The organism is Pseudomonas sp. PDM20 (assembly GCF_014852575.3).
Lineage (GTDB): Bacteria > Pseudomonadota > Gammaproteobacteria > Pseudomonadales > Pseudomonadaceae > Pseudomonas.
Genome location: NZ_CM181224.1, coordinates 5,840,495 through 5,860,179, shown reverse-complemented (window position 1 = coordinate 5,860,179; position 19,685 = coordinate 5,840,495). Strand labels below are relative to the sequence as shown.

Annotated in this window: 18 protein-coding genes; 12 read left to right on the top strand and 6 right to left on the bottom strand. The window is 66.3% G+C overall.

Features of this window, described 5'->3' with window-relative positions:
* Positions 1-66: 66 nt before the first annotated feature.
* The 4 genes from IB261_RS27040 to IB261_RS27025 all read right to left on the bottom strand — a co-directional run bounded on the left by IB261_RS27040 (position 67) and on the right by IB261_RS27025 (position 4,432).
* Entirely contained in the window at positions 67-1,044 is a 978-nt protein-coding gene (locus IB261_RS27040; protein ID WP_192383729.1) for an HPP family protein, read from the bottom strand.
* A gap of 75 nt (positions 1,045-1,119) precedes the next feature.
* Positions 1,120-1,989, bottom strand: a complete 870-nt coding sequence (asd, locus tag IB261_RS27035) for an archaetidylserine decarboxylase (RefSeq protein WP_192383730.1) — start codon at positions 1,987-1,989, stop codon at positions 1,120-1,122.
* A gap of 3 nt (positions 1,990-1,992) precedes the next feature.
* Positions 1,993-2,805 (bottom strand): thiosulfate sulfurtransferase, encoded by an 813-nt coding sequence (rhdA, locus tag IB261_RS27030; protein ID WP_192225226.1) that lies wholly within the window; start codon positions 2,803-2,805, stop codon positions 1,993-1,995.
* Between the two features lie 115 nt (positions 2,806-2,920).
* Positions 2,921-4,432, bottom strand: coding sequence for an HDOD domain-containing protein (locus tag IB261_RS27025; protein ID WP_192383731.1), 1,512 nt, complete (start codon positions 4,430-4,432; stop codon positions 2,921-2,923).
* A 133-nt stretch (positions 4,433-4,565) separates the two neighbouring features.
* Here IB261_RS27025 and motA point away from each other — a divergent pair, with 133 nt between their 5' ends.
* Both motA and motB read left to right on the top strand, forming a co-directional pair.
* Complete coding sequence (gene motA / locus IB261_RS27020) at positions 4,566-5,417, top strand: flagellar motor stator protein MotA (protein WP_081515523.1); 852 nt, start codon at positions 4,566-4,568, stop codon at positions 5,415-5,417.
* Positions 5,418-5,432: 15 nt separating this feature from the next.
* Entirely contained in the window at positions 5,433-6,491 is a 1,059-nt protein-coding gene (gene motB / locus IB261_RS27015) for a flagellar motor protein MotB (protein WP_081515524.1), read from the top strand.
* Between the two features lie 95 nt (positions 6,492-6,586).
* Here motB and rsgA read toward each other — a convergent pair whose 3' ends face one another.
* On the bottom strand, positions 6,587-7,618 hold the full coding sequence (gene rsgA / locus IB261_RS27010) for a small ribosomal subunit biogenesis GTPase RsgA (protein WP_081515525.1): 1,032 nt from the start codon (positions 7,616-7,618) through the stop codon (positions 6,587-6,589).
* Positions 7,619-7,707: 89 nt separating this feature from the next.
* On the opposite strand from rsgA, the gene orn reads away from it, so the two are divergent.
* Positions 7,708-8,250: an oligoribonuclease gene (gene orn, locus IB261_RS27005; RefSeq protein ID WP_151188498.1), complete on the top strand. Its 543-nt coding sequence runs from the start codon at positions 7,708-7,710 to the stop codon at positions 8,248-8,250.
* A 91-nt stretch (positions 8,251-8,341) separates the two neighbouring features.
* Here orn and queG read toward each other — a convergent pair whose 3' ends face one another.
* Positions 8,342-9,403, bottom strand: coding sequence for a tRNA epoxyqueuosine(34) reductase QueG (gene queG / locus IB261_RS27000; protein WP_192383850.1), 1,062 nt, complete (start codon positions 9,401-9,403; stop codon positions 8,342-8,344).
* Between the two features lie 104 nt (positions 9,404-9,507).
* On the opposite strand from queG, the gene IB261_RS26995 reads away from it, so the two are divergent.
* From IB261_RS26995 to hflC, 9 genes are all read left to right on the top strand, one after another.
* Positions 9,508-11,004, top strand: coding sequence for an NAD(P)H-hydrate dehydratase (locus IB261_RS26995; protein ID WP_192383732.1), 1,497 nt, complete (start codon positions 9,508-9,510; stop codon positions 11,002-11,004).
* Positions 10,992-11,459 (top strand): tRNA (adenosine(37)-N6)-threonylcarbamoyltransferase complex ATPase subunit type 1 TsaE, encoded by a 468-nt coding sequence (gene tsaE, locus IB261_RS26990; RefSeq protein WP_081515528.1) that lies wholly within the window; start codon positions 10,992-10,994, stop codon positions 11,457-11,459. The genes IB261_RS26995 and tsaE overlap by 13 nt, the downstream gene beginning before the upstream one ends.
* A 7-nt stretch (positions 11,460-11,466) precedes the next feature.
* Positions 11,467-12,897, top strand: coding sequence for an N-acetylmuramoyl-L-alanine amidase AmiB (amiB, locus tag IB261_RS26985; protein ID WP_192383733.1), 1,431 nt, complete (start codon positions 11,467-11,469; stop codon positions 12,895-12,897).
* Positions 12,894-14,801: a DNA mismatch repair endonuclease MutL gene (gene mutL, locus IB261_RS26980; RefSeq protein ID WP_192383734.1), complete on the top strand. Its 1,908-nt coding sequence runs from the start codon at positions 12,894-12,896 to the stop codon at positions 14,799-14,801. The genes amiB and mutL overlap by 4 nt, the downstream gene beginning before the upstream one ends.
* A 111-nt stretch (positions 14,802-14,912) precedes the next feature.
* Complete coding sequence (miaA, locus tag IB261_RS26975; protein WP_081515531.1) at positions 14,913-15,875, top strand: tRNA (adenosine(37)-N6)-dimethylallyltransferase MiaA; 963 nt, start codon at positions 14,913-14,915, stop codon at positions 15,873-15,875.
* 106 nt (positions 15,876-15,981) lie between these two features.
* Entirely contained in the window at positions 15,982-16,230 is a 249-nt protein-coding gene (gene hfq / locus IB261_RS26970) for an RNA chaperone Hfq (RefSeq protein WP_017520393.1), read from the top strand.
* A 12-nt stretch (positions 16,231-16,242) separates the two neighbouring features.
* Positions 16,243-17,544, top strand: coding sequence for a ribosome rescue GTPase HflX (hflX, locus tag IB261_RS26965; RefSeq protein ID WP_081515532.1), 1,302 nt, complete (start codon positions 16,243-16,245; stop codon positions 17,542-17,544).
* Between the two features lie 95 nt (positions 17,545-17,639).
* Positions 17,640-18,812: an FtsH protease activity modulator HflK gene (gene hflK / locus IB261_RS26960; RefSeq protein WP_151188494.1), complete on the top strand. Its 1,173-nt coding sequence runs from the start codon at positions 17,640-17,642 to the stop codon at positions 18,810-18,812.
* On the top strand, positions 18,812-19,681 hold the full coding sequence (hflC, locus tag IB261_RS26955; RefSeq protein WP_081515534.1) for a protease modulator HflC: 870 nt from the start codon (positions 18,812-18,814) through the stop codon (positions 19,679-19,681). The genes hflK and hflC overlap by 1 nt, the downstream gene beginning before the upstream one ends.
* Positions 19,682-19,685 lie beyond the last annotated feature (4 nt).

The following is a 19,685-nucleotide window of genomic DNA, read 5'->3' as shown; positions in this document are numbered from 1 at the left end:
TTTTTCCGAACTCTAGCAGCATCCGTCGCCCACCGCAGCCCATCGCCCGGATGGTGCGCGGACAGGTCACGCCAGCGGTGTTTCGCCTTTGATCTGCCGTTGCAGGGCGTTTTTCGCCGAGTCCTGCGCCGTGCTGCGTACCCAGCCGTCGCCCTGGGCGATCACCGGATGGGCAGCCCAGTCGAGCAGGTCCTGGCGGCGGCAGACGCCGGTGTTGCCCTTGCCGGCGCCGGCCACCACCTTGTAGACCACCTGGTCCTGGCGGCCGCGCTTGTCCGGATGGTCGTCGATCACCTGGCGCACGGCCCAGGCGTCGCCGCTCAGGGCATTGCTGTAGCTGGCGCCGAGCAGGACATCTTCCGGAGTCAGGCGCTGCGCCTGGGCGTGCTCCTGGGCCAGCTGGAGGATTTTCAGCAGGTCGTCGAACTGCACGTCGATGAAGGAATCCATCTTGCGCAGCGCGTGGTAGAGGTCTTCCGGAGACGGGCCGGTCGGCAGCTTGGGCGAGTCCGGCAGGCGTGCCAGCGGCGCGGGGTAGCGGCGCCAGGCGAACAGCCCGTTGAACAGGAAGGCGACGAGGAGAATCAGCACCACGTTGAGCAGCACCGGGCTGAGCACGTAGTGGAAGCCCAGCGCGGTCACCGCCGGGCCGCCGGAGACTGCGGCCAGCGCGGTAGCGCCGCCCGGCGGGTGGATGCAGCGCGCGTAGTGCATGACCAGGATCGCCGTGCCCACGGCCAGGGCGGGGGTGAAAGGCTGGTCGGGAAAGAGTTTCTGGCAGATCACCCCGACGATGGCCGAGAGGACCTGGCCGCCAAGCACGGCCCAGGGCTGCGACAGCGCGCCATGGGGCACGGCGAACAGCAGCACGGCGCTGGCGCCCATGGAGGCGACGACCCAGATGGCCGCTTCGCCGGGCAGGACCCAGTGGGTGACGGCGTAAATGGCGGCGATGCCGCACAGCGCTCCGATTGCGGAGAGCCATTTTTCCAGATGACTGGTGGCATTTGCCCGCCAGCCGAACAGGTGCAGAAAGCGTTTCATGGCAGGGAATTGGCACGATGAGGCGAAAAGCGTTGGCGGGCGACTCGTTGGCCGCCCGCCTTATAAGGGCGGGCGTCAGCCCTGGCGCGCGCCACCCAGGCGCTCGCCCATGCGCACGGCAGTGCTGGCAGCTAGGTTTTCCGCCCAGCTGACCTGCTCCGGACCGAACAGCACGATGGCGGTGGAACCCAGCTTGAAGCGGCCCAGCTCGGCGCCTTTCTCCAGGTGGATCGGCGCGCGGGAAGCTTCGTCGTAGGAGAAGGACTTCAGCTCGCGCTTGGGCGGAGTGACCAGGCCGGCCCAGACGGTCTCGATGGAGGCGACGATCATCGCCCCGACCAGGACCACGGCCATCGGCCCGCGCTCGGTGTCGAAGATGCACACCACGCGCTCGTTGCGGGCGAAGAGTTCCGGTACCTGCTCGGCGGTCAGTTGGTTCACCGAGAACAGGCGGCCCGGCACGTAGACCATCTCGCGCAGGGTGCCGGCCAGCGGCATGTGCACGCGGTGGTAGTCCTTGGGCGACAGGTAGACGGTGGCGAACTCGCCGCCCATGAAGGGCGCGGCGCGCTCGGCGTCGCCGCCCAGCAGTTCCATCAGGCTGTAGCTGTGGCCCTTGGCCTGGAACACGCGGCCGTGCTCGATCGGGCCGAGCTGGCTGATGGCGCCGTCAGCGGGGCAGAGCACGGAGCCTGCGCTTTCGTCCAGCGGACGCGCGCCGTCTTTGAGGGCGCGGGTGAAGAAGGCGTTGAAGTGCTCGTAGGCACGCAGGTCCTCGACCTGGGCTTCGCGCATGTCCACCTGGTAGCGACGGGCGAACCAGGGAATCAGGCGGTCCTTGAACCAGGGCGCGCGGCACTCCGCGGCGCAGCCGATCAGGCGCGACAGCAGGTGATGCGGCAGCAGGTACTGGGCGAGGATGAACAGACGATCTTTGAACGACATTCCTTAAACCTCTACGGGGGTGTCGGGATGGTTGCCCCATTCCGACCAGGAACCGGCGTAGCCCTTGACCCGCGGATAGCCGAGGGCCTTGGCCACCAGGTAGGTGAAGCCGGAACGGTGGTGGGTCTGGCAGTGGGTGATCACTTCCTTGTCCTTGGTGATGCCCAGGTCCTCAAGGATCTGCGGCATATCGGTACGGATGCGCAGGGCGCGGGCCGGGTCCATGCCGGCGGTCCATTCGAAATTGACGGCGCCGGGGACGTGGCCGGCCTTGGCGGCGAGGACTTTCTGGCCGCTGTACTCGCTGGGATTGCGGGCGTCCCAGACGGCCAGGTCGGCGGCGCCCAGGCGGCTCTGCAGGTATTCGCGGGTGGCCGTGGGCTCGTCGTGCAGGGTCAGCGGCAATGGGCCGCCGGCCGCTGCCGGGACGTCCTCGGAGAGCGGCAGGCCGTCGGCGAGCCAGGCGTGCAGGCCGCCGTCGACGTAGTGGTAGTGGTGGTGGCCGATCACGTCCAGCAGCCAGATGAAGCGGCCGGCCCAGCCGCCTCCTTCGTCGTCGTACACCACGTAGACGGCATCGGGGTTGTGGCCCAGTTCGCCGAACAGTGCTTCCAGGTCGGCCTTGGCCGGCAGCAGGCCCGGTGCCGGCCCGCCCAGCTGGGTGCGAGCCGGAGCCACGAAGCGGGCGCCGGGGATGTGGCCCTGGGCGTAGCGTGCGGCGCTGGTCAGGTCGACCAGGATCAGTTCGGGGGCGTCGAGGCGGCTGGCGAGGTCAGCCGGTTCGATCACCAGGGGCAGGGCGGAGAAGACGGACATGTCGGGGTCTCCCGGCGGGAACGGTGGGGGGAGGCAACGTGAGCAGGCGCCCTGGGCTACCCCGTGAGGGCGGTTAGTTTAAAGGGGACGCGGCGGGGCGCAAACCTTTCGCGGATCAGGTGCCCCGCGCCATCTGCTTCACCGCGTGCTCGATGCACTGCACGGTGCGGCCGAAGGCCTGGGCGTGCAGGTCCGCCAGCGGCTGGCCGTTGCGGTCGCAGACGACCAGCATGACCACTCGCGCGCCGTTGCCCAGCGAGCGCAGCAGCAGGTGTTCGCTGGGGATCAGCGCCTTCAGCGCGCCGGGAATCAGCGCCGAGAACTCGGCCATGTTGGTCGGGCTCAGGCGCAATTGACCGGGTTGTTGCAGGAGTTTGCGCAGTACCGGGCTGGCGGCGACTTCCAGCTTGAAGTCGCCGACCTCGCCGTCCAGGCCGAAGTCCCGGCGCGCTTGCAGCCAGCTGCCGCCCTTGTCGGCCAGCAGGATCATGCCGCGTTGCAGCCCGCAGGCCTGTAGCGCGTCGCTGGCGCAGTCGAGCAGTTGCACGGCGTTGCCGAACGGGCTGGGCGTCTGCATCAGGCGGGTGCAGTGCTGTCGCCATTGCGCCAGGGTGTCCGGCGCCTTGGCCGGCTCTTCGGCTTTCGGGCCGTTGAGCCAGCGGCGTGCCTCCCAGGGCCAGAGCAGCGCCTCGGCCGGATGCCAGAGCTGGGGCCGGGCGTGACGCCGGGCGCTCTGCGCGGCGAGGCCGTGGACGGTCTGCTGCAGCTCTTGCAGCTGCATCTGAAGATACAGGCTGGTCAGGCGCTGCCAGCGCAGCATGTGCACGCCGCCCCAGGACTGGTGCGCGGCCATGGCGATGCTGTTGGCGAGGAGAATGGTGTTGGCCGGTCGGGTCAGCCAGCGCTGCAGCTCCGGGTCGGCGTCCAGGCGCTGCTGCTGGCCCAGTGCATCGTGTTCGGTGTGGGCGACGTGCAGGGCGCGCACCAGCAGGCGCTTGTCGTCGCTGAGCAGGGCGTAGCCCTGGCCGACCCAGTCCGGCAGTCGCCAGCTGTCGGCCAGTGCGCGACACAGTGGTAGCAGGCGGGTGCCGAGCAGTTCTTCCTCGACCTCGCTGCTGCAGCGGCCCAGACCGTAGACCTGGCGCTGCCAGTTCTCCATCAGCTCCGGTCGGGCGGTGGCCAGCGCCCACAGCGGCGCCAGGGTGAACAGGCTGCCCCAGTGGATTTCCTGCCAGAGCCGCGCCAGGCGGTTGGCGAACAGCCCGCTGGCCTGCTGCATGGCGTGGCGGCTGATCAGCAGCAGCTGGCTCAGCGCGCGCGGCATCTGCGCTTGGGGCACCGCGGGCAGGCTGTCGAGCAACTGGCTGGCGCGACTCAGGCCCAGGCGGTTGAGCGCGACCTCCAGGCTTTCCGCCGGATTGTCCCGGGCGCTCTGCGCGCGGTTGGCTTCGCGCAGGATGGCGAAGGCCAGCGTCGGCGCGTCCTGCAGCAAGTCGGCGATGTCGCGGATCGAGCGCCGGCTATCGTTCAACGCACGGCGAATGTCATCGCGCTGCTCCAGCGGAACCGGCAAAGGCAGATTTTCCAGCTGGTCGAGCCAGGCCTTGAGACGCTCTGGATGAAGCATTTGCTTTGACATGCGTGAGGCGCCGAACTGGTTTTTAGTGTTTTCGGCCTATAGTCTTGCCCGAAATCTCCGATAACAACAGGGAGGCGGGAAACATGCCTCCCTTTCTGTTCACCGTTTCAGTCCGGTCCCCATGGCAAAAATCATCGGCATCATCGTTCTCATGGCCAGCGTGCTCGGCGGCTACATGCTCTCCGGCGGCAAGATTGCGGCCATCATCCAGCCGTTCGAGGTGCTGATCATCGGCGGCGCCGCGCTGGGCGCGTTCCTCCAGGCCAACCCTGGCAGCACCTTCATGACCGTGCTGAAGAAGGCGCCGAAGATGTTCGGCAACCGCTTCACCCACACCTTCTACCTGGAAGTGCTGGGCATGCTCTACGAAGTGCTCAACAAGAGTCGTCGCGAAGGCATGATGGCCATCGAAGCCGACGTCGAGGACCCGGCCGCCAGCCCGATCTTCAGCAAGTACCCGGCGGTGCTCAAGGACGAACGCATGACCGCGTACGTCTGCGACTACCTGCGCATCATGTCCTCCGGCAACATGGCCCCCCACGAGCTGGAAGGCCTGTTCGACATGGAACTGGGCAGCCTCAAGGAAGACCTCGAACACCCGGCCCATGCGGTGACCCGCGTGGCCGACGCCCTGCCGGGCTTCGGTATCGTCGCGGCGGTACTGGGCATCGTGATCACCATGGCCCTGCTCGGCCAGGGCAGCCAGGCCGAGATCGGCCACCACGTCGCCGCGGCGCTGGTGGGTACCTTCCTCGGTATTCTCGCCGCCTACGGCTTCGTCGGCCCGCTGGCCAACGCCCTGGAGCACGATGCCAAGGAAGAGCTGAACCTCTACGAATCGATCAAGGCCTGCCTGGTGGCTTCCGCCTCCGGCATGCCGCCGTCGCTGGCCGTCGAATTCGGCCGCAAGGTGCTGCTGCCGGCGCATCGCCCGAGCTTCAGCGAGCTGGAGCAGGCCGTTCGCGGTCGCTGATAGGTCGTCTGACGCATGGATAACAACCAGCCGATCATCGTCAAGCGCATCAAGCGCTACGCCGCCGGCCACCATGGCGGTGGCTGGAAGATCGCCTTCGCCGACTTCGCCACCGCCATGATGGCGTTCTTCCTCGTACTCTGGCTGCTGTCTTCGGCCACGCCGGAGCAGAAGAAGGCCATCTCCGGCTATTTCCAGGACCCCATCGGTTTCACCGAGAGCGCCAGTCCCTACGTCATCGACCTGGGCGGCACGCCGACGCCGGCGCCGGACAAGACCCTGAACCCGCAGATCCAGGCCCAGCCGGATGCCGACGAGACGCGGATCAACCCGGACGAGAACGCCAAGATCACCGAGCAACAGGCCCAGGACGTCGCCGAGCAGGTCGAGAAGGAGCGCCTGGAGCTGCTGTTGCAGGAGCTGCAGAACAAGGTCGACGAGAACCCGACCCTCAAGCGCTTCAAAGACCAGATCCTCTTCGAAATCACCCAGGACGGCCTGCGCATCCAGATCGTCGACTCGGACAACCGGCCGATGTTCGACCTGGGCAGCGCGCGCCTGCAGCCGTACTTCGAGGACATCCTGCTGGCGCTGGCCGAGACCATCAAGCAAGTGCCGAACAAGATCAGCATCAGCGGCCACACCGACGCCAAGCCCTACGCGGGCAATGGCGATTTCGGCAACTGGGAGCTCTCGGCCAACCGCGCCAACGCCGCGCGCCGTGCGCTGGAAGCCGGCGGTTACCCGGAAGACCAGATCGCCCGCGTGGTCGGTTACGCCTCCTCGGCGCTGTTCGATCGCGACAAGCCGCTCAACCCGGTGAACCGCCGCATCGACATCATCGTCCTGACCAAGAAGGCCCAGCGCGCTATCGAAGGCCAGGATGGCGGGGCTGACAAGCCTGTCGATGGCGCCGCTCCGGCAGCTCCGGGCGCGGCGGCACCCAACGGTGCGCCGGCCAAGCCGGCGGCCGGGCCGGGCGATCCGCTGCCGCCTGACCAGCTCAAGCAGAAGCTCAACCTGTTCGACGACGGCGGCACGCTGAAGCTCGACGAGCTGAACAAGCAGCAGTGAGAAACCAGAAGGCCAGCTGAAAAGCTGGCCTTCTTCGTTGCACCCTGCTCGCATTTGTAGGAGCGGGCATGGCCCGCTCCTACAGGTCGGAAGGGCTAGTACTCGTCTTCCGGCAGGCTCGCGAGGATGTGCCGGTAGCTGGCCATCCGCTGCGGCGAGATGCGCCCGTCTTCCAGCGCCTTGAGCAGCGCGCAGCCCGGTTCGCGGTCATGCTTGCAGTCGCGGAAGCGGCAGTGGCCGAGCAGGTCGTGGAACTCGATGAAGCCCGCTTCCACGTCATCGCGGCTGACATGGCCGAGGCCGAATTCGCGGATGCCGGGGGAGTCGATCAGGTCGCCGCCGGCGGGGAAGTGGAACAGCCGTGCTGTGGTAGTGGTGTGGGTGCCCTTGCCGGTGACTTCCGAGAGGTCGCCGACGCGGGTGTCGACGCCCGGCAGCAGTGCATTCACCAGCGACGACTTGCCCACGCCGGACTGCCCGACGAACACGCTGACGTGCTCGTTCAGCGCGGCGCGCAGGGCGTCCAGCGCCAGGCCATTGGCGGCCGAGACCTCCAGCAGCGGGTAGCCCAGCTCGCGGTAGGTGCCCAGCAGCGAGTCTAGGAAGGGGGCGTTCTCCTCGTCGATCAGGTCAGCCTTGTTCAGCAGCAGCAATGGCTTGATGCCCGCGTGCTCGGCAGCCACCAGGTAGCGGTCGATCAGGTTGGCGTGGGGCTCGGGGCGCGGCGCGAAGACGATGACGATGCGATCGACGTTGGCCGCCACCGGCTTGAGCACGCCGCGCATGTCCGGGCGGCGCAGCTCGGAGGTGCGCGGCAGCTGCGCGACGATCACGCCGATGCCCTGGTTGCCGGGGCGCCAGACCACCTGGTCGCCCGTCACCAGCGGCGGCAGGTTGGCGCGCAAGTGGCAGCGGAATACCTGGCCGGCGGCTTCGCCGTCCTGGGCCTCGACTTCCACCTGCACACCGAAGTGGGCGATCACCTGGCCGGTCTGTTCCGGGCCGAGGTCGCCGCCTTCCAGTTCTTCCAGGGCGCGCGACTCGCGCTTCGCCGCGCGCGCGGCGCGTTCTTCCTGGACTTTTTCGATCCGCCAGCTCTGCCGGCGGGTGAGGTGACGCTTGGCCATAGGGTATCCACAGGGAAAATCGCGGCGGAGTTTAGCATGCGGCGGCGTGCTTCCCGCTAAACTAGAGGGCTGAGCTGAGGAGCCCCATCATGCAGAACCCGCAGAACCTGATCTGGATCGACCTGGAAATGACCGGGCTGGACCCGGACAAGGACGTCATCATCGAGATGGCGACCATCGTCACCGACAGCGACCTGAACATCCTCGAGGAAGGCCCGGTGATCGCCGTGCACCAGAGCGAGGAGCTGCTCGCCGGCATGGACGAGTGGAACACCCGCCAGCACGGCCAGTCCGGCCTGACCCAGCGGGTGCGCGAAAGCACCATCTCGGCTGCCGAAGCCGAGGCGATGACCATCGCCTTCCTGGAAAAGTGGGTGCCCAAGCGCAGCTCGCCGATCTGCGGCAACAGCATCTGCCAGGATCGCCGCTTCCTCTACCGCCACATGCCGAAGCTGGAAGGCTACTTCCACTACCGCAACCTGGACGTCTCCACCCTCAAGGAGCTGGCTGCGCGCTGGGCGCCGGCGGTACGTGACGGCTTCAAGAAAGGCAACACCCACCTGGCCTTGGACGATATCCGCGAATCCATCGCCGAGCTGCGCTACTACCGCGAGCACTTCATCAAGGCATGAGGGCGGCTGCAGGCGGCAGGCCATAGGCTGCAGGCAAGAGCAGGCTCGCCTGTAGCCTATGGCCTGTAGCCTGTAGCCTGTAGCCTGTAGCCTAGAGCCCGTGGCGCGTCAGCGCCCACCCCACATGCTCGCGCACCAGTTCCGACGGGAACTCCCGCCGCGCGCGCAGCGCCTCGATCACCGGGATGGTCGATGGTGCATTGCCCAGCCCCACGGCCAGGTTGCGCAGCCAGCGCTCGTAACCGGCGCGCCGCAGTGGCGAGCCCTCGGTGCGGCTGAGGAATTCCTCTTCCGTCCACAGGAACAGCTCCGCCAGTGCGGCGTTGTCCAGGCTGTGGCGCGGCTGGAAGTCGCCCTGGTCGGTGGCGCGGGCGAAGCGGTTCCACGGGCAGACCATCTGGCAATCGTCGCAGCCGAACACGCGGTTGCCGATCAGCGGGCGCAGGTCTTCGGGAATCGGGCCCTTCAATTCGATGGTCAGGTAGGAAATGCAGCGCCGCGCATCCAGCACATAGGGCGCCACGAAGGCGGCGGTGGGGCAGATGTCCATGCAGGCCGAGCAGCGCCCGCAGTGTTCCGTGCCGTGGGGTTGGTCCACCGGCAGCGGCAGGTCGGTGAACAGCTCGCCGAGGAAGAAGTAGCTGCCGGCCTTGCGGTTGAGCACCAGGGTGTTCTTGCCGATCCAGCCCAGTCCCGATTGCTCGGCGATGGCCTTCTCCAGCACTGGCGCGCTGTCGACGAAGGCGCGGAAACCGAACGGCCCGACCCGCTGCTGGATGCGTTCGGCCAGTTGCTGCAGGCGCTTACGGATCAGCTTGTGGTAGTCGCGGCCCAGGGCGTAGCGCGAGACATAAGCCTTCTGCGGATCACCCAGCACCTGCGCCATGCGCGTGTCGCCGGGCAGGTAATCCATGCGCAGCGACACCACCCGCAAGGTGCCGGGCACCAGTTCGTCCGGCCGCCAGCGCTTGCTGCCGTGGGCGCCCATGTAGTCCATCTCGCCGTGGTAGCCCGCCTCCAGCCAGCGTTGCAGGTGTTCGCCGTGGGCCTCGAGATCGAGCCCGCTGATGCCTACCTGCTGGAAGCCGAGTTCGCGCCCCCAGTCCTTGATGGAGAGGGCGAGGTCGGCATAGTCGAGTGTCGAATCGTGCATGGAAGGCGAGAAAGCGAAGTCCGGGTGCGTATAATTCTGCCAGACCTTGCCGGCGTCGGCCCGTCCGTACGCCAAGGCGACACATTCTGCCGCCCGGAACAGCGATGACTGCCCACGACGATCTGCCCCTGAATCTGTACAGCGCCCAGCAGGTGCGCGACCTCGACGCACGCCTGATCGCCGCCGGCACGCCCGGCTTCGAACTGATGCGCCGTGCCGCGCATGCCGCCTGGCGCGCCCTGCGTCGCCAATGGCCGGATGCCGGCGAGATCACCGTGCTGGCCGGTCACGGCAACAACGCCGGCGATGGCTACCTGATCGCCGCACTGGCGCTGCGCGCCGGCTGGCGCGTGCGCGTGCTGGCGGTCGGCGATGCCTCCCGCCTGTCCGGCGATGCCGCCTCGGCCCATGGCGAAGCGCGTTCGGTCGGCGTGGATATCGAAGCCTGGAGCGACCGCGCCGAGCTGCGCGGTGTGCTGGTGGATGCGCTGCTGGGCACCGGTCTCGGCGGCGAGGTGCGCGAGCCCTACGCCTCGGCCATCGCTGCGATCAACGCCAGCGGCCTGCCGGTGCTGGCCGTGGACATTCCTTCCGGTCTCAGCGCCGACACCGGGCAAGTGCTGGGTTGTGTGGTGAATGCCGACCTGACTGTGACGTTCATCGGCCTCAAGCTCGGCCTGTTCACCGGCAATGGCCCCGATCAATGCGGTGAGCTGGTGTTCGACGGGCTCGATGCCGATCCTGCGCTGATTTCTGCGGATGGCGCGGCGCGCCGTCTCGCCCCGGCATCGCTGGCTCGCCTGGCCGCGCGCCCGAAAGCCGCGCACAAGGGGCTGTTCGGCCATGCCCTGGTGATCGGTGGCGATACCGGCATGGGCGGCGCCGTGCTGCTGGCCGCCGAGAGCGCGCTGCGCTGTGGCGCCGGGCTGGTGTCGCTGGCGACCCGTGTCGCCCACGTACCTGCTGCACTGGCTCGCCGGCCTGAATTGATGGCGCGCGGCGTCTCCTCTTCCGCTGAGCTGCTGCGCCTTGCCGAGCGCGCCGATGTGCTGGTGGTCGGCCCCGGTGTCGGCCGCGAAGCCTGGGGGCGCGTACTGGTCAGCGCCGCCGCGAGCCTGGAGCGTCGGCAGGTGTGGGATGCCGATGCGCTCAATCTGCTGGCTGAAGGCCTGGTCGCACGGCCGTCCAGCGACTGGGTGATTACGCCCCATCCGGCCGAGGCGGCGCGTCTGCTGGGTATTTCCACTGCCGCGGTCCAGGCCGATCGGCCGAGAGCCGCGCATGCTCTGGCGCAGCGTTATCAGGCGGTGGTCGTGCTCAAGGGCGTCGGCAGTCTGATCGCTTCCCCGGATGGTCGGCTGGCGCTGTGCAGTCATGGGCACCCGGCGATGGCGGGTGCGGGGCTGGGCGACGTGCTCTCTGGCATCCTTGGTGCTTTGCTGGCGCAGGGGCTGTCCGGTTTCGATGCTGCGTGCCTGGCCGTCTGGCTGCATGCCCTTGCCGGCGAGTCGCTGGGCTCCCAGGGCCGCGGCCTGGCTGCCGCTGATCTGATTCCTGCCGTTCGTCAGTTGCTCGAGGAGCTGTCCCCATGCCTGAACTGAATCTGTTCGCCGACGGCGAAGAGGCCATGGTCGATCTCGGTCGCCGGATTGCCGAAGCGACCGGCGGGCACGGGGTGATCTACCTGCATGGCGACCTGGGGGCGGGCAAGACCACGCTGTCGCGCGGCATCCTGCGGGGATTGGGCCATGGCGGATCGGTAAAAAGTCCGACATTTACCCTGGTCGAACCCTACGAAATCGGCGACTTGCGCGCCTTCCACTTCGACCTCTACCGCCTTGCCGACCCGGAGGAACTGGAGTTCCTGGGCATCCGTGACTACTTCGAAGGCGATGCGTTGTGCCTGATCGAATGGGCAGAGCGTGGCAAAGGCATTTTGCCAAAGGCCGACATGGACATTACCATTGTTCCGCATGCGGGCGGACGCATGCTGCGCCTCGACCCGCACGGAACACGGGGCGAAGCCTGGTGTGCCGCCCTGGCCACGGGAGCATAGAAAAAAGATGGGTTGGGGGTTGCGCCTTCGGGCGTTGTTTATCGGGGTGTCCGTTCTGCTGGCATTCTTGGCCGGCGAGGTTTCTGCCGCCACGCAAATCAAGAGCGTGCGCATCTGGCGCGCGCCGGACAACACACGCCTGGTGTTCGATCTGTCCGGCCCCGTGCAGCACAGTCTGTTCACCCTGAGTGCGCCCAACCGCATTGTCGTCGACATCAACGGCGCGCAGATGTCCGCCGCCCTCGACAAGCTCAAGCTGAACAACACGCCGATCACCGCGATGCGCTCTGCCCAGCGCTCGCCCACCGACCTGCGCCTGGTGCTGGACCTGAAGAATGCGGTCACGCCCAAGAGCTTCGTGCTGCCGCCGAACCAGCAATACGGCAATCGCCTGGTCGTCGACCTGTATGACCAGGGTGCCGATATCGCCCCGGACGTCCCTGCGACCCCGACGCCCAGTGTGCCCGCCACGCCGGTCAGCCCGGCGCAGTCGGTGGCGAAGATCCCCGCGCCCAGCAGCGGCGGCAAGCGCGACGTGGTGATTGCCATCGACGCCGGCCACGGCGGCGAAGACCCCGGCGCTCTCGGCCCGAACGGGCTGCACGAGAAGAACATCACCCTGTCGATCGCCCGCGAACTGCAGCGGCAGATCAACCAGATGAAAGGCTTCCGCGCCGAACTGACGCGGACCGGCGACTACTTCATCCCGCTGCGCAATCGCACCGTGATCGCCCGCAAGAAGGGCGCGGACCTGTTCGTCTCCATCCACGCCGACGCCGCGCCCAGCCGCAGCGCCTTTGGCGCCTCGGTGTTCGCCCTGTCCGACCGTGGCGCCACCTCCGAGACCGCGCGCTGGTTGGCCGACACGGAAAACCGTTCCGACCTCATCGGCGGCGACGGCGGCGTGAACCTCGACGACAAGGACAAGATGCTCGCCGGTGTGCTGCTCGACCTGTCGATGACCGCCACCATGTCCTCCAGCCTGGATGTCGGCCACAAGGTGCTGACCAGCGTTGGCCGTGTCACCCCGCTGCACAAGCGCCGCGTGGAACAGGCCGGCTTCATGGTGCTGAAGTCCCCGGACATCCCGTCGATCCTGGTGGAAACCGGCTTCATCTCCAACCCGAACGAATCCGCCAAGCTGGCCAGCGGCTCGCACCAGCAGGCGCTGGCGCGCTCCATCGCCGCTGGCGTGCGCCAGTACTTCGTGCAGACCCCGCCACCGGGCACTTACATCGCCTCGCTGCGGGATGGCGGCCAACTGGCTTCCGGCCCGCGTGAATACGTGGTGCGTAGTGGCGACAGCCTGGCGATGGTTGCCAGCCGCTTTGACGTCAGCACCGCCTCGATCCGCAGCGCCAACTCGCTCAAGAGCGACGAGCTGAAGATTGGCCAGGTGCTGAAGATTCCGGGCACCTCCCTGGCGTCGCAGCAATGAGTGACGTGCGCCGAATCCAGCTGCTCACCCCGCGGCTGGCGAACCAGATTGCTGCTGGCGAAGTGGTCGAGCGCCCCGCGTCGGTCATCAAGGAGCTGCTGGAAAACTGCCTGGATGCCGGTGCCAAGCGCATCGACGTCGAGGTCGAGCAGGGCGGCGTCAAGCTGCTGCGCGTGCGCGACGATGGTAGTGGCATCCCGGCAGACGACCTGCCGTTGGCCCTGGCGCGCCATGCCACCAGCAAGATCCGCGAACTGGAAGACCTCGAGCGGGTGATGAGCCTGGGTTTCCGGGGCGAAGCGCTGGCCTCGATCAGCTCTGTCTCGCGCCTGACCCTGACCTCGCGCACCGCCGACGCCGAACAGGCCTGGCAGGTGGAGGTCGAGGGCCGCGACATGGAATCCACCGTGAAGCCGGCGGCCCACCCGGTGGGCACCAGCATCGAAGTGCGCGACCTGTTCTTCAATACACCGGCGCGACGCAAGTTCCTGCGTGCCGAGAAGACCGAATTCGATCACCTGCAGGAAGTCATCAAGCGTCTGGCGCTCGCGCGCTTCGACGTGGCTTTCCATCTGCGCCACAACGGCAAGACCATCCTTTCTCTGCACGAGGCGAAGGACGAAGCGTCCCGCGCCCGCCGCGTGGGTGCCGTCTGCAGCACCGGGTTCCTCGAGCAGGCACTGCCCATCGAAGTGGAGCGCAACGGCCTGCACCTTTGGGGCTGGGTCGGCCTGCCGACCTTCTCCCGCAGTCAGCCGGACCTGCAGTACTTCTACGTGAACGGCCGCATGGTGCGCGACAAACTGGTCGCCCATGCCGTGCGCCAGGCTTATCGCGACGTGCTGTACAACGGCCGTCATCCGACCTTCGTGCTGTTCTTCGAGGTCGACCCGTCGGTGGTAGACGTCAACGTCCACCCGACCAAGCACGAAGTGCGTTTCCGCGACAGCCGCATGGTCCACGACTTCCTCTACGGCACCCTGCACCGGGCGCTGGCGGAAGTGCGTCCGGACGACCAGTTGGCACCACCGGGAGCGACCACCCTGACCGTGCCGCGCCCGACCGGCGCGGAAGCCGGCGAATTCGGCCCTCAGGGTGAGATGCGCCTGTCCGAGACCGTGCTGGAGGCCCCGGCCGCCGCGCGTGCTTGGCAGCCGAGCCCGGCTTCTAGCGGTTCCAGTGGCGGTGGCGGTGGCTACAGTTACCAGCCGAATCGCCCGGAAATGCCACCGATTCAGGAGGCGCAGGGCGCCTACAAGGCCTATTTCGCCCCGCTGCCCGACCAGGTGCCACAGGCTCTGCCGGAAAGCAGCCAGGACGTGCCGCCGCTGGGTTATGCACTGGCGCAGCTCAAGGGCATCTACATCCTCTCGGAGAATGCCCACGGCCTGGTTCTGGTGGATATGCACGCTGCTCACGAGCGCATCATGTACGAGCGCCTGAAGACCGCCATGGCCAGCGAAGGCTTGCGAGGCCAGCCGCTGCTGGTGCCCGAATCTATCGCGGTCAGCGAGCGCGAGGCGGACTGCGCGGAAGAACACGGGGCCTGGTTCTCCCGGCTCGGCTTCGAACTGCAGCGCCTCGGCCCGGAAACCCTGGCGATCCGTCAGATTCCGGCGCTGCTCAAGCAGGCCGAGGCCACCCAGCTGGTGCGCGACGTGCTTGCCGACCTGCTGGAATACGGCACCAGCGACCGCATCCAGGCGCACCTCAACGAGCTGCTCGGCACCATGGCCTGTCACGGCGCCGTGCGCGCCAACCGCCGGCTGACCCTGCCGGAGATGAACGGCCTGCTGCGCGACATGGAAGTGACCGAGCGCAGCGGCCAGTGCAACCACGGTCGACCGACCTGGACCCAGCTGGGACTCGACGAGCTGGACAAGCTGTTCCTGCGGGGACGTTGATTTTCGTAAGCTTGCGTTCAGGAAAGTGCAGTAAACTGCACGCCAATCGATTCAGCAGCTCGCAATAACCCGCAGTGCGCCTATCCAGTAGTGCGTAAGAACGAGTCCCCGATGTCCCTGCCTCCCGCGATATTCCTCATGGGCCCCACCGCCGCCGGCAAGACCGACCTGGCGCTGGAGCTGGCGCGCCTGCTGCCGGTGGAACTGGTCAGCGTGGATTCGGCGCTGATCTATCGCGGTATGGATATCGGCACCGCCAAGCCGCCGCGCGAGGTGCTGGAGGAATTCCCGCACCGCCTGATCGATATCCGTGACCCCAGCGAAGCTTATTCGGCGGCGGAATTCCGTGCCGATGCGCTGGCGGCCATGGCCGAGATCACCGCGGCCGGGAAGATCCCGCTGCTGGTCGGCGGCACCATGTTGTATTTCAAGGCGTTGCTGGAAGGCCTGGCCGATATGCCCGGCGCCGACGCTGCGGTGCGTGCCGAACTGGAAACCTGGGCCGCCGCCGAAGGCTGGGGCGCCCTGCATGAAGAGCTGGCGCGCATTGACCCGGAGTCGGCCGCGCGCATCCATCCCAATGATCCTCAGCGACTTGTCCGGGCCCTCGAGGTATACCGCGTGAGCGGTATGTCCATGACTGCACACCGCCTTCGCCAGGCGAGTGAAAATGCGGGTCTCGGCGCGCAAGGCGGTGGACAATTACCGTATACTGTGGCTCATCTGGCGATCGCGCCTCTGCAGCGCCAGGTGTTGCATGAGCGTATCGCGCAACGTTTTGACCAGATGCTGGAACAGGGCTTCATCGCCGAGGTCGAACGCCTTCGCGCAAGGAATGACTTGCACGTGGGGCTGCCGTCCATAAGAGCGGTGGGTTACCGACAGGTATGGGATTACCTCGAGGGCAAACTGTCCTACGCTGAGATGGTGGAGCGCGGCGTCATTGCCACGCGGCAGCTGGCCAAGCGCCAGTTCACCTGGCTCCGCAGCTGGAGCGATCTACACTGGTTGGACAGTCAGGCAAGCGACAATTTGCCGCGTGCCTTGAAATACTTTGAGGCGGTCTCCATATAGGTTCGAGACCTTAATTCCGGCCGTCTATCCTTGGGGTTCAGGACGGCGTTAAGCCAAATTCGACTACTACTAAATCAGTTTTTTACCCTTACAAGGAGTGCGGCATATGTCAAAAGGGCATTCGCTACAAGACCCTTACCTCAATACCCTGCGCAAAGAACGCGTTCCGGTTTCCATCTACCTCGTCAACGGCATCAAGCTGCAGGGTCAGATCGAATCCTTCGACCAGTTCGTCATCCTGCTGAAGAACACTGTCAGCCAGATGGTCTACAAGCACGCTATTTCCACCGTGGTTCCCAGCCGCCCCGTGCGCCTGCCCACCGGTGATCAACCGGCCGAGCCGGGCAACGTTTGACGGGAGTCCGCCTTGTTCTTTGAGCGCCCGGGTGGTGGGGAACGGGCCATTCTGGTCCATCTGGAAGGTCAGGACCCCGAGGCGCGCGAAGACCCGCAGGAATTCCAGGAGCTGGCCCGTTCGGCAGGCGCGGAAGCGGTCGCTTTCGTCAGCATTTCGCGCCATCAGCCCTCAGCCAAGTACCTGATCGGCAGCGGCAAGGTCGAAGAGTTGCACGACCTCGTCCACGCCGAGAAGGTCGAGCTGATCATCTTCAATCACACCCTCACGCCGAGCCAGGAGCGCAACCTCGAGCGAGCGCTCGAATGCCGCGTGCTCGATCGTACGGGTCTGATCCTCGATATCTTCGCCCAGCGCGCCCGGACTCACGAGGGCAAGCTGCAGGTGGAACTCGCCCAGCTGGAACACATGAGCACGCGTCTGGTACGCGGCTGGACTCACCTTGAGCGCCAGAAGGGCGGTATCGGCTTGCGTGGCCCGGGTGAAACCCAGCTGGAAACCGACCGCCGCCTGCTGCGTGGGCGCATCCGTCAGATCAAGTCACGCCTGGAGAAGGTCCGCAGCCAGCGCGAGCAGGCTCGTCGCGGCCGTCGCCGTGCGGAGATTCCGGCGGTATCCCTGGTGGGCTACACCAACGCCGGCAAGTCCACGCTGTTCAATGCGCTGACCACTTCCGAGGTCTATGCGGCCGACCAGTTGTTCGCCACCCTCGACCCGACCCTGCGCCGTCTGGAGCTGGATGACGTCGGTCCGATCGTGCTGGCTGACACTGTGGGCTTCATTCGCCACCTGCCGCACAAGCTGGTGGAGGCGTTTCGGGCTACCTTGGAAGAATCCAGCAACTCCGATCTGCTGCTGCATGTGATCGACTCCCACGAGCCGGATCGCGATGCGCAGATCGAACAGGTGCTGGCGGTGCTGAAGGAAATCGGCGCGAACGAGTTGCCGATGCTCGAGGTGTACAACAAGATCGACCTGCTGCCGGACTTGCAGCCGATGATCCAGCGCGACGAGCTGGGCAAGCCGGTCCGCGTCTGGCTGTCGGCGCGGGAATCGCGCGGGCTGGAGTTGCTGGAACAGGCGATCTCCGAGCTGCTGGGGGAGGACATGTTCGTTGGAACGCTCTGCCTGCCACAGCGCCTGGGACGACTCCGGGCTCAGTTCTTCGAGCTGGGTGCGGTACAGTCGGAGAATCACGACGAACAAGGACGCGCCGTTTTGCAGGTCCGCCTGCCGCGTGTCGAGTTGAACCGCATGGTGAGCCGCGAAGGCTGGCAGCCGGCGGAGTTCATTGCGCAACACACTTTGCAATAAAGCCCGGCACACTGTTTTTGGCAGCGTAAGGGGCATTCGGTAGCATAGGTGGGCGCGCCGTAGGCGCGTTTTCGCGTTATCAGATGGAGAGCGCTATGGCTTGGAATGAGCCGGGTGACAACTCGAACAAGAACGACCAGGACCCCTGGGGTGGACGCCGTGGTGGTGGTCGCCAGGGCCCGCCTGATCTGGATGAGGCCTTCCGCAAGCTGCAAGACAGCCTGAACGGAATTTTCGGCAAACCCAAGCGCGGCAGTGGTTCGGGCGGTGGCGGCAGTGGTCGGGGCGGCAGCCTCGGTCTGTTCGGTATCGGCCTGGCAATCCTCGCCGTGCTGTGGCTGTACAACGCCATCTACGTGGTGGATGAGCAGGAGCAGGCAGTGATCCTGCGCTTCGGCCAGTACCACGAGACTGTGGGCCCCGGCCTGAATATCTACTTCCCGCCGATCGACAAGAAGTTCCAGGAGAACGTCACCCGCGAGCGTGCCTACAGCAAGCAGGGTCAGATGCTCACCGAGGACGAGAACATCGTCGAGGTTCCGCTGACCGTGCAGTACAAGGTCAGCAACCTGAAGGACTTCGTGCTCAACGTCGACCAGCCGGAAGTGAGCCTGCAGCACGCCACCGAAAGCGCCCTGCGCCACGTGGCCGGCTCCACCACCATGGACAAGATCCTCACTGAGGGCCGTGAACAGATGGCCACCGAGGTGCGTGATCGCCTGCAGCGTTTCCTCGATACCTACAAGACCGGTATCACGGTGACCCAGGTGAACATTCAGAGCGCCGCCGCGCCGCGTGAAGTACAGGAAGCGTTCGACGACGTGATCCGTGCCCGCGAGGACGAGCAGCGCGAGAAGAACCAGGCCGAAGCCTACGCCAACGGCGTGGTGCCCGAAGCCCGTGGTCAGGCCCAGCGCATCATCGAGGAAGCCAACGGCTACCGCGATGAAGTGGTCTCCCGCGCCCAGGGTGAGGCTGATCGCTTCGCCAAGCTGGCCGGTGAGTACCACAAGGCGCCGGACGTGACCCGTCAGCGCCTGTACCTGGACACCATGCAGGACGTCCTGAGCCAGACCAGCAAGGTCCTGGTGACCGGCCAGCAGGGTCAGAACAACCTGATCTACCTGCCGCTGGACAAGATGATGGATGGCCGCGGTTCGGCAACTCCGAGCAGCACGCCGAGTGCGAGCAGCAGCACGCCGGACATCGGTTCGCGGGTCGCCAACGACCTGCAGCAGCGTGACACGCGTACCCGGGAGAGCCGCTGATGAGTAACAAGTCCCTGATCGCCCTCATCGCGGGCGTGGTGGTTGCTGTTGCCGTCTGGAGCAGCGTCTACGTGGTGCAGCAGACCGAACGCGCCGTCATGCTGCGCTTCGGTCGCGTGGTCGAGCCGGACGTGAAGCCCGGCCTGCACTTCAAGATTCCGTACGTCAACACGGTGCGCAAGTTCGATGGCCGCCTGCTGACCCTGGATTCGCCGACCCAGCGCTTCCTGACGCTGGAGAAGAAAGCGGTGATGGTCGACGCCTACGCCAAGTGGCGCGTCTCTGATGCCGAGCGCTTCTACACCGCGACTTCGGGTATGAAGCAGATTGCCGACGAGCGTCTGTCCCGTCGTCTGGAAGCCGGTCTGCGCGACCAGTTCGGCAAGCGCACCCTGCACGAAGTGGTATCGGGTGAGCGTGATGCGCTGATGGGCGATATCACTGCCTCGCTGAACCGCATGGCGCAGAAGGAGCTGGGTATCGAGGTGGTCGACGTTCGCGTCAAGGCCATCGACCTGCCCAAGGAAGTGAACCGCAGCGTGTTCGAGCGCATGAGCACCGAGCGTGAGCGGGAAGCGCGCGAGCACCGCGCCAAGGGTCGTGAGCTGGCCGAAGGTATCCGTGCGGATGCCGATCGTCAGCGTCGCGTACTGCTGGCCGAGGCTTATCGTGAGTCGGAAGAGACTCGCGGTGATGGCGATGCGAAGGCGGCGGCGATCTACGCCAAGGCCTACACCGCCGATCCGGAGTTCTACGCCTTCACTCGCAGCCTCAAGGCCTACCGCGAGAGCTTTGCCGACAAGAAGGACGTACTGGTGCTCGATCCGAGCAACGAGTTCTTCCGCTACCTCGAAAAAGCTAAACCCTGAGTCA

Excerpts from the sequence above, each read along its gene's own strand:
- mutL (WP_192383734.1), top strand. The coding sequence starts at position 12,894 with ATGAGTGACGTGCGCCGAATCCAGCTGCTCACCCCGCGGCTGGCGAAC.
- motA (WP_081515523.1), top strand. The coding sequence starts at position 4,566 with ATGGCAAAAATCATCGGCATCATCGTTCTCATGGCCAGCGTGCTCGGC.
- amiB (WP_192383733.1), top strand. The coding sequence starts at position 11,467 with ATGGGTTGGGGGTTGCGCCTTCGGGCGTTGTTTATCGGGGTGTCCGTT.
- rsgA (WP_081515525.1), bottom strand. The coding sequence starts at position 7,618 with ATGGCCAAGCGTCACCTCACCCGCCGGCAGAGCTGGCGGATCGAAAAA.
- hflC (WP_081515534.1), top strand. The coding sequence starts at position 18,812 with ATGAGTAACAAGTCCCTGATCGCCCTCATCGCGGGCGTGGTGGTTGCT.
- motB (WP_081515524.1), top strand. The coding sequence starts at position 5,433 with ATGGATAACAACCAGCCGATCATCGTCAAGCGCATCAAGCGCTACGCC.
- IB261_RS27040 (WP_192383729.1), bottom strand. The coding sequence starts at position 1,044 with ATGAAACGCTTTCTGCACCTGTTCGGCTGGCGGGCAAATGCCACCAGT.
- IB261_RS27025 (WP_192383731.1), bottom strand. The coding sequence starts at position 4,432 with ATGCTTCATCCAGAGCGTCTCAAGGCCTGGCTCGACCAGCTGGAAAAT.
- queG (WP_192383850.1), bottom strand. The coding sequence starts at position 9,403 with ATGCACGATTCGACACTCGACTATGCCGACCTCGCCCTCTCCATCAAG.
- IB261_RS26995 (WP_192383732.1), top strand. The coding sequence starts at position 9,508 with ATGACTGCCCACGACGATCTGCCCCTGAATCTGTACAGCGCCCAGCAG.
- miaA (WP_081515531.1), top strand. The coding sequence starts at position 14,913 with ATGTCCCTGCCTCCCGCGATATTCCTCATGGGCCCCACCGCCGCCGGC.
- hflK (WP_151188494.1), top strand. The coding sequence starts at position 17,640 with ATGGCTTGGAATGAGCCGGGTGACAACTCGAACAAGAACGACCAGGAC.
- hfq (WP_017520393.1), top strand. The coding sequence starts at position 15,982 with ATGTCAAAAGGGCATTCGCTACAAGACCCTTACCTCAATACCCTGCGC.
- orn (WP_151188498.1), top strand. The coding sequence starts at position 7,708 with ATGCAGAACCCGCAGAACCTGATCTGGATCGACCTGGAAATGACCGGG.
- asd (WP_192383730.1), bottom strand. The coding sequence starts at position 1,989 with ATGTCGTTCAAAGATCGTCTGTTCATCCTCGCCCAGTACCTGCTGCCG.
- rhdA (WP_192225226.1), bottom strand. The coding sequence starts at position 2,805 with ATGTCCGTCTTCTCCGCCCTGCCCCTGGTGATCGAACCGGCTGACCTC.
- tsaE (WP_081515528.1), top strand. The coding sequence starts at position 10,992 with ATGCCTGAACTGAATCTGTTCGCCGACGGCGAAGAGGCCATGGTCGAT.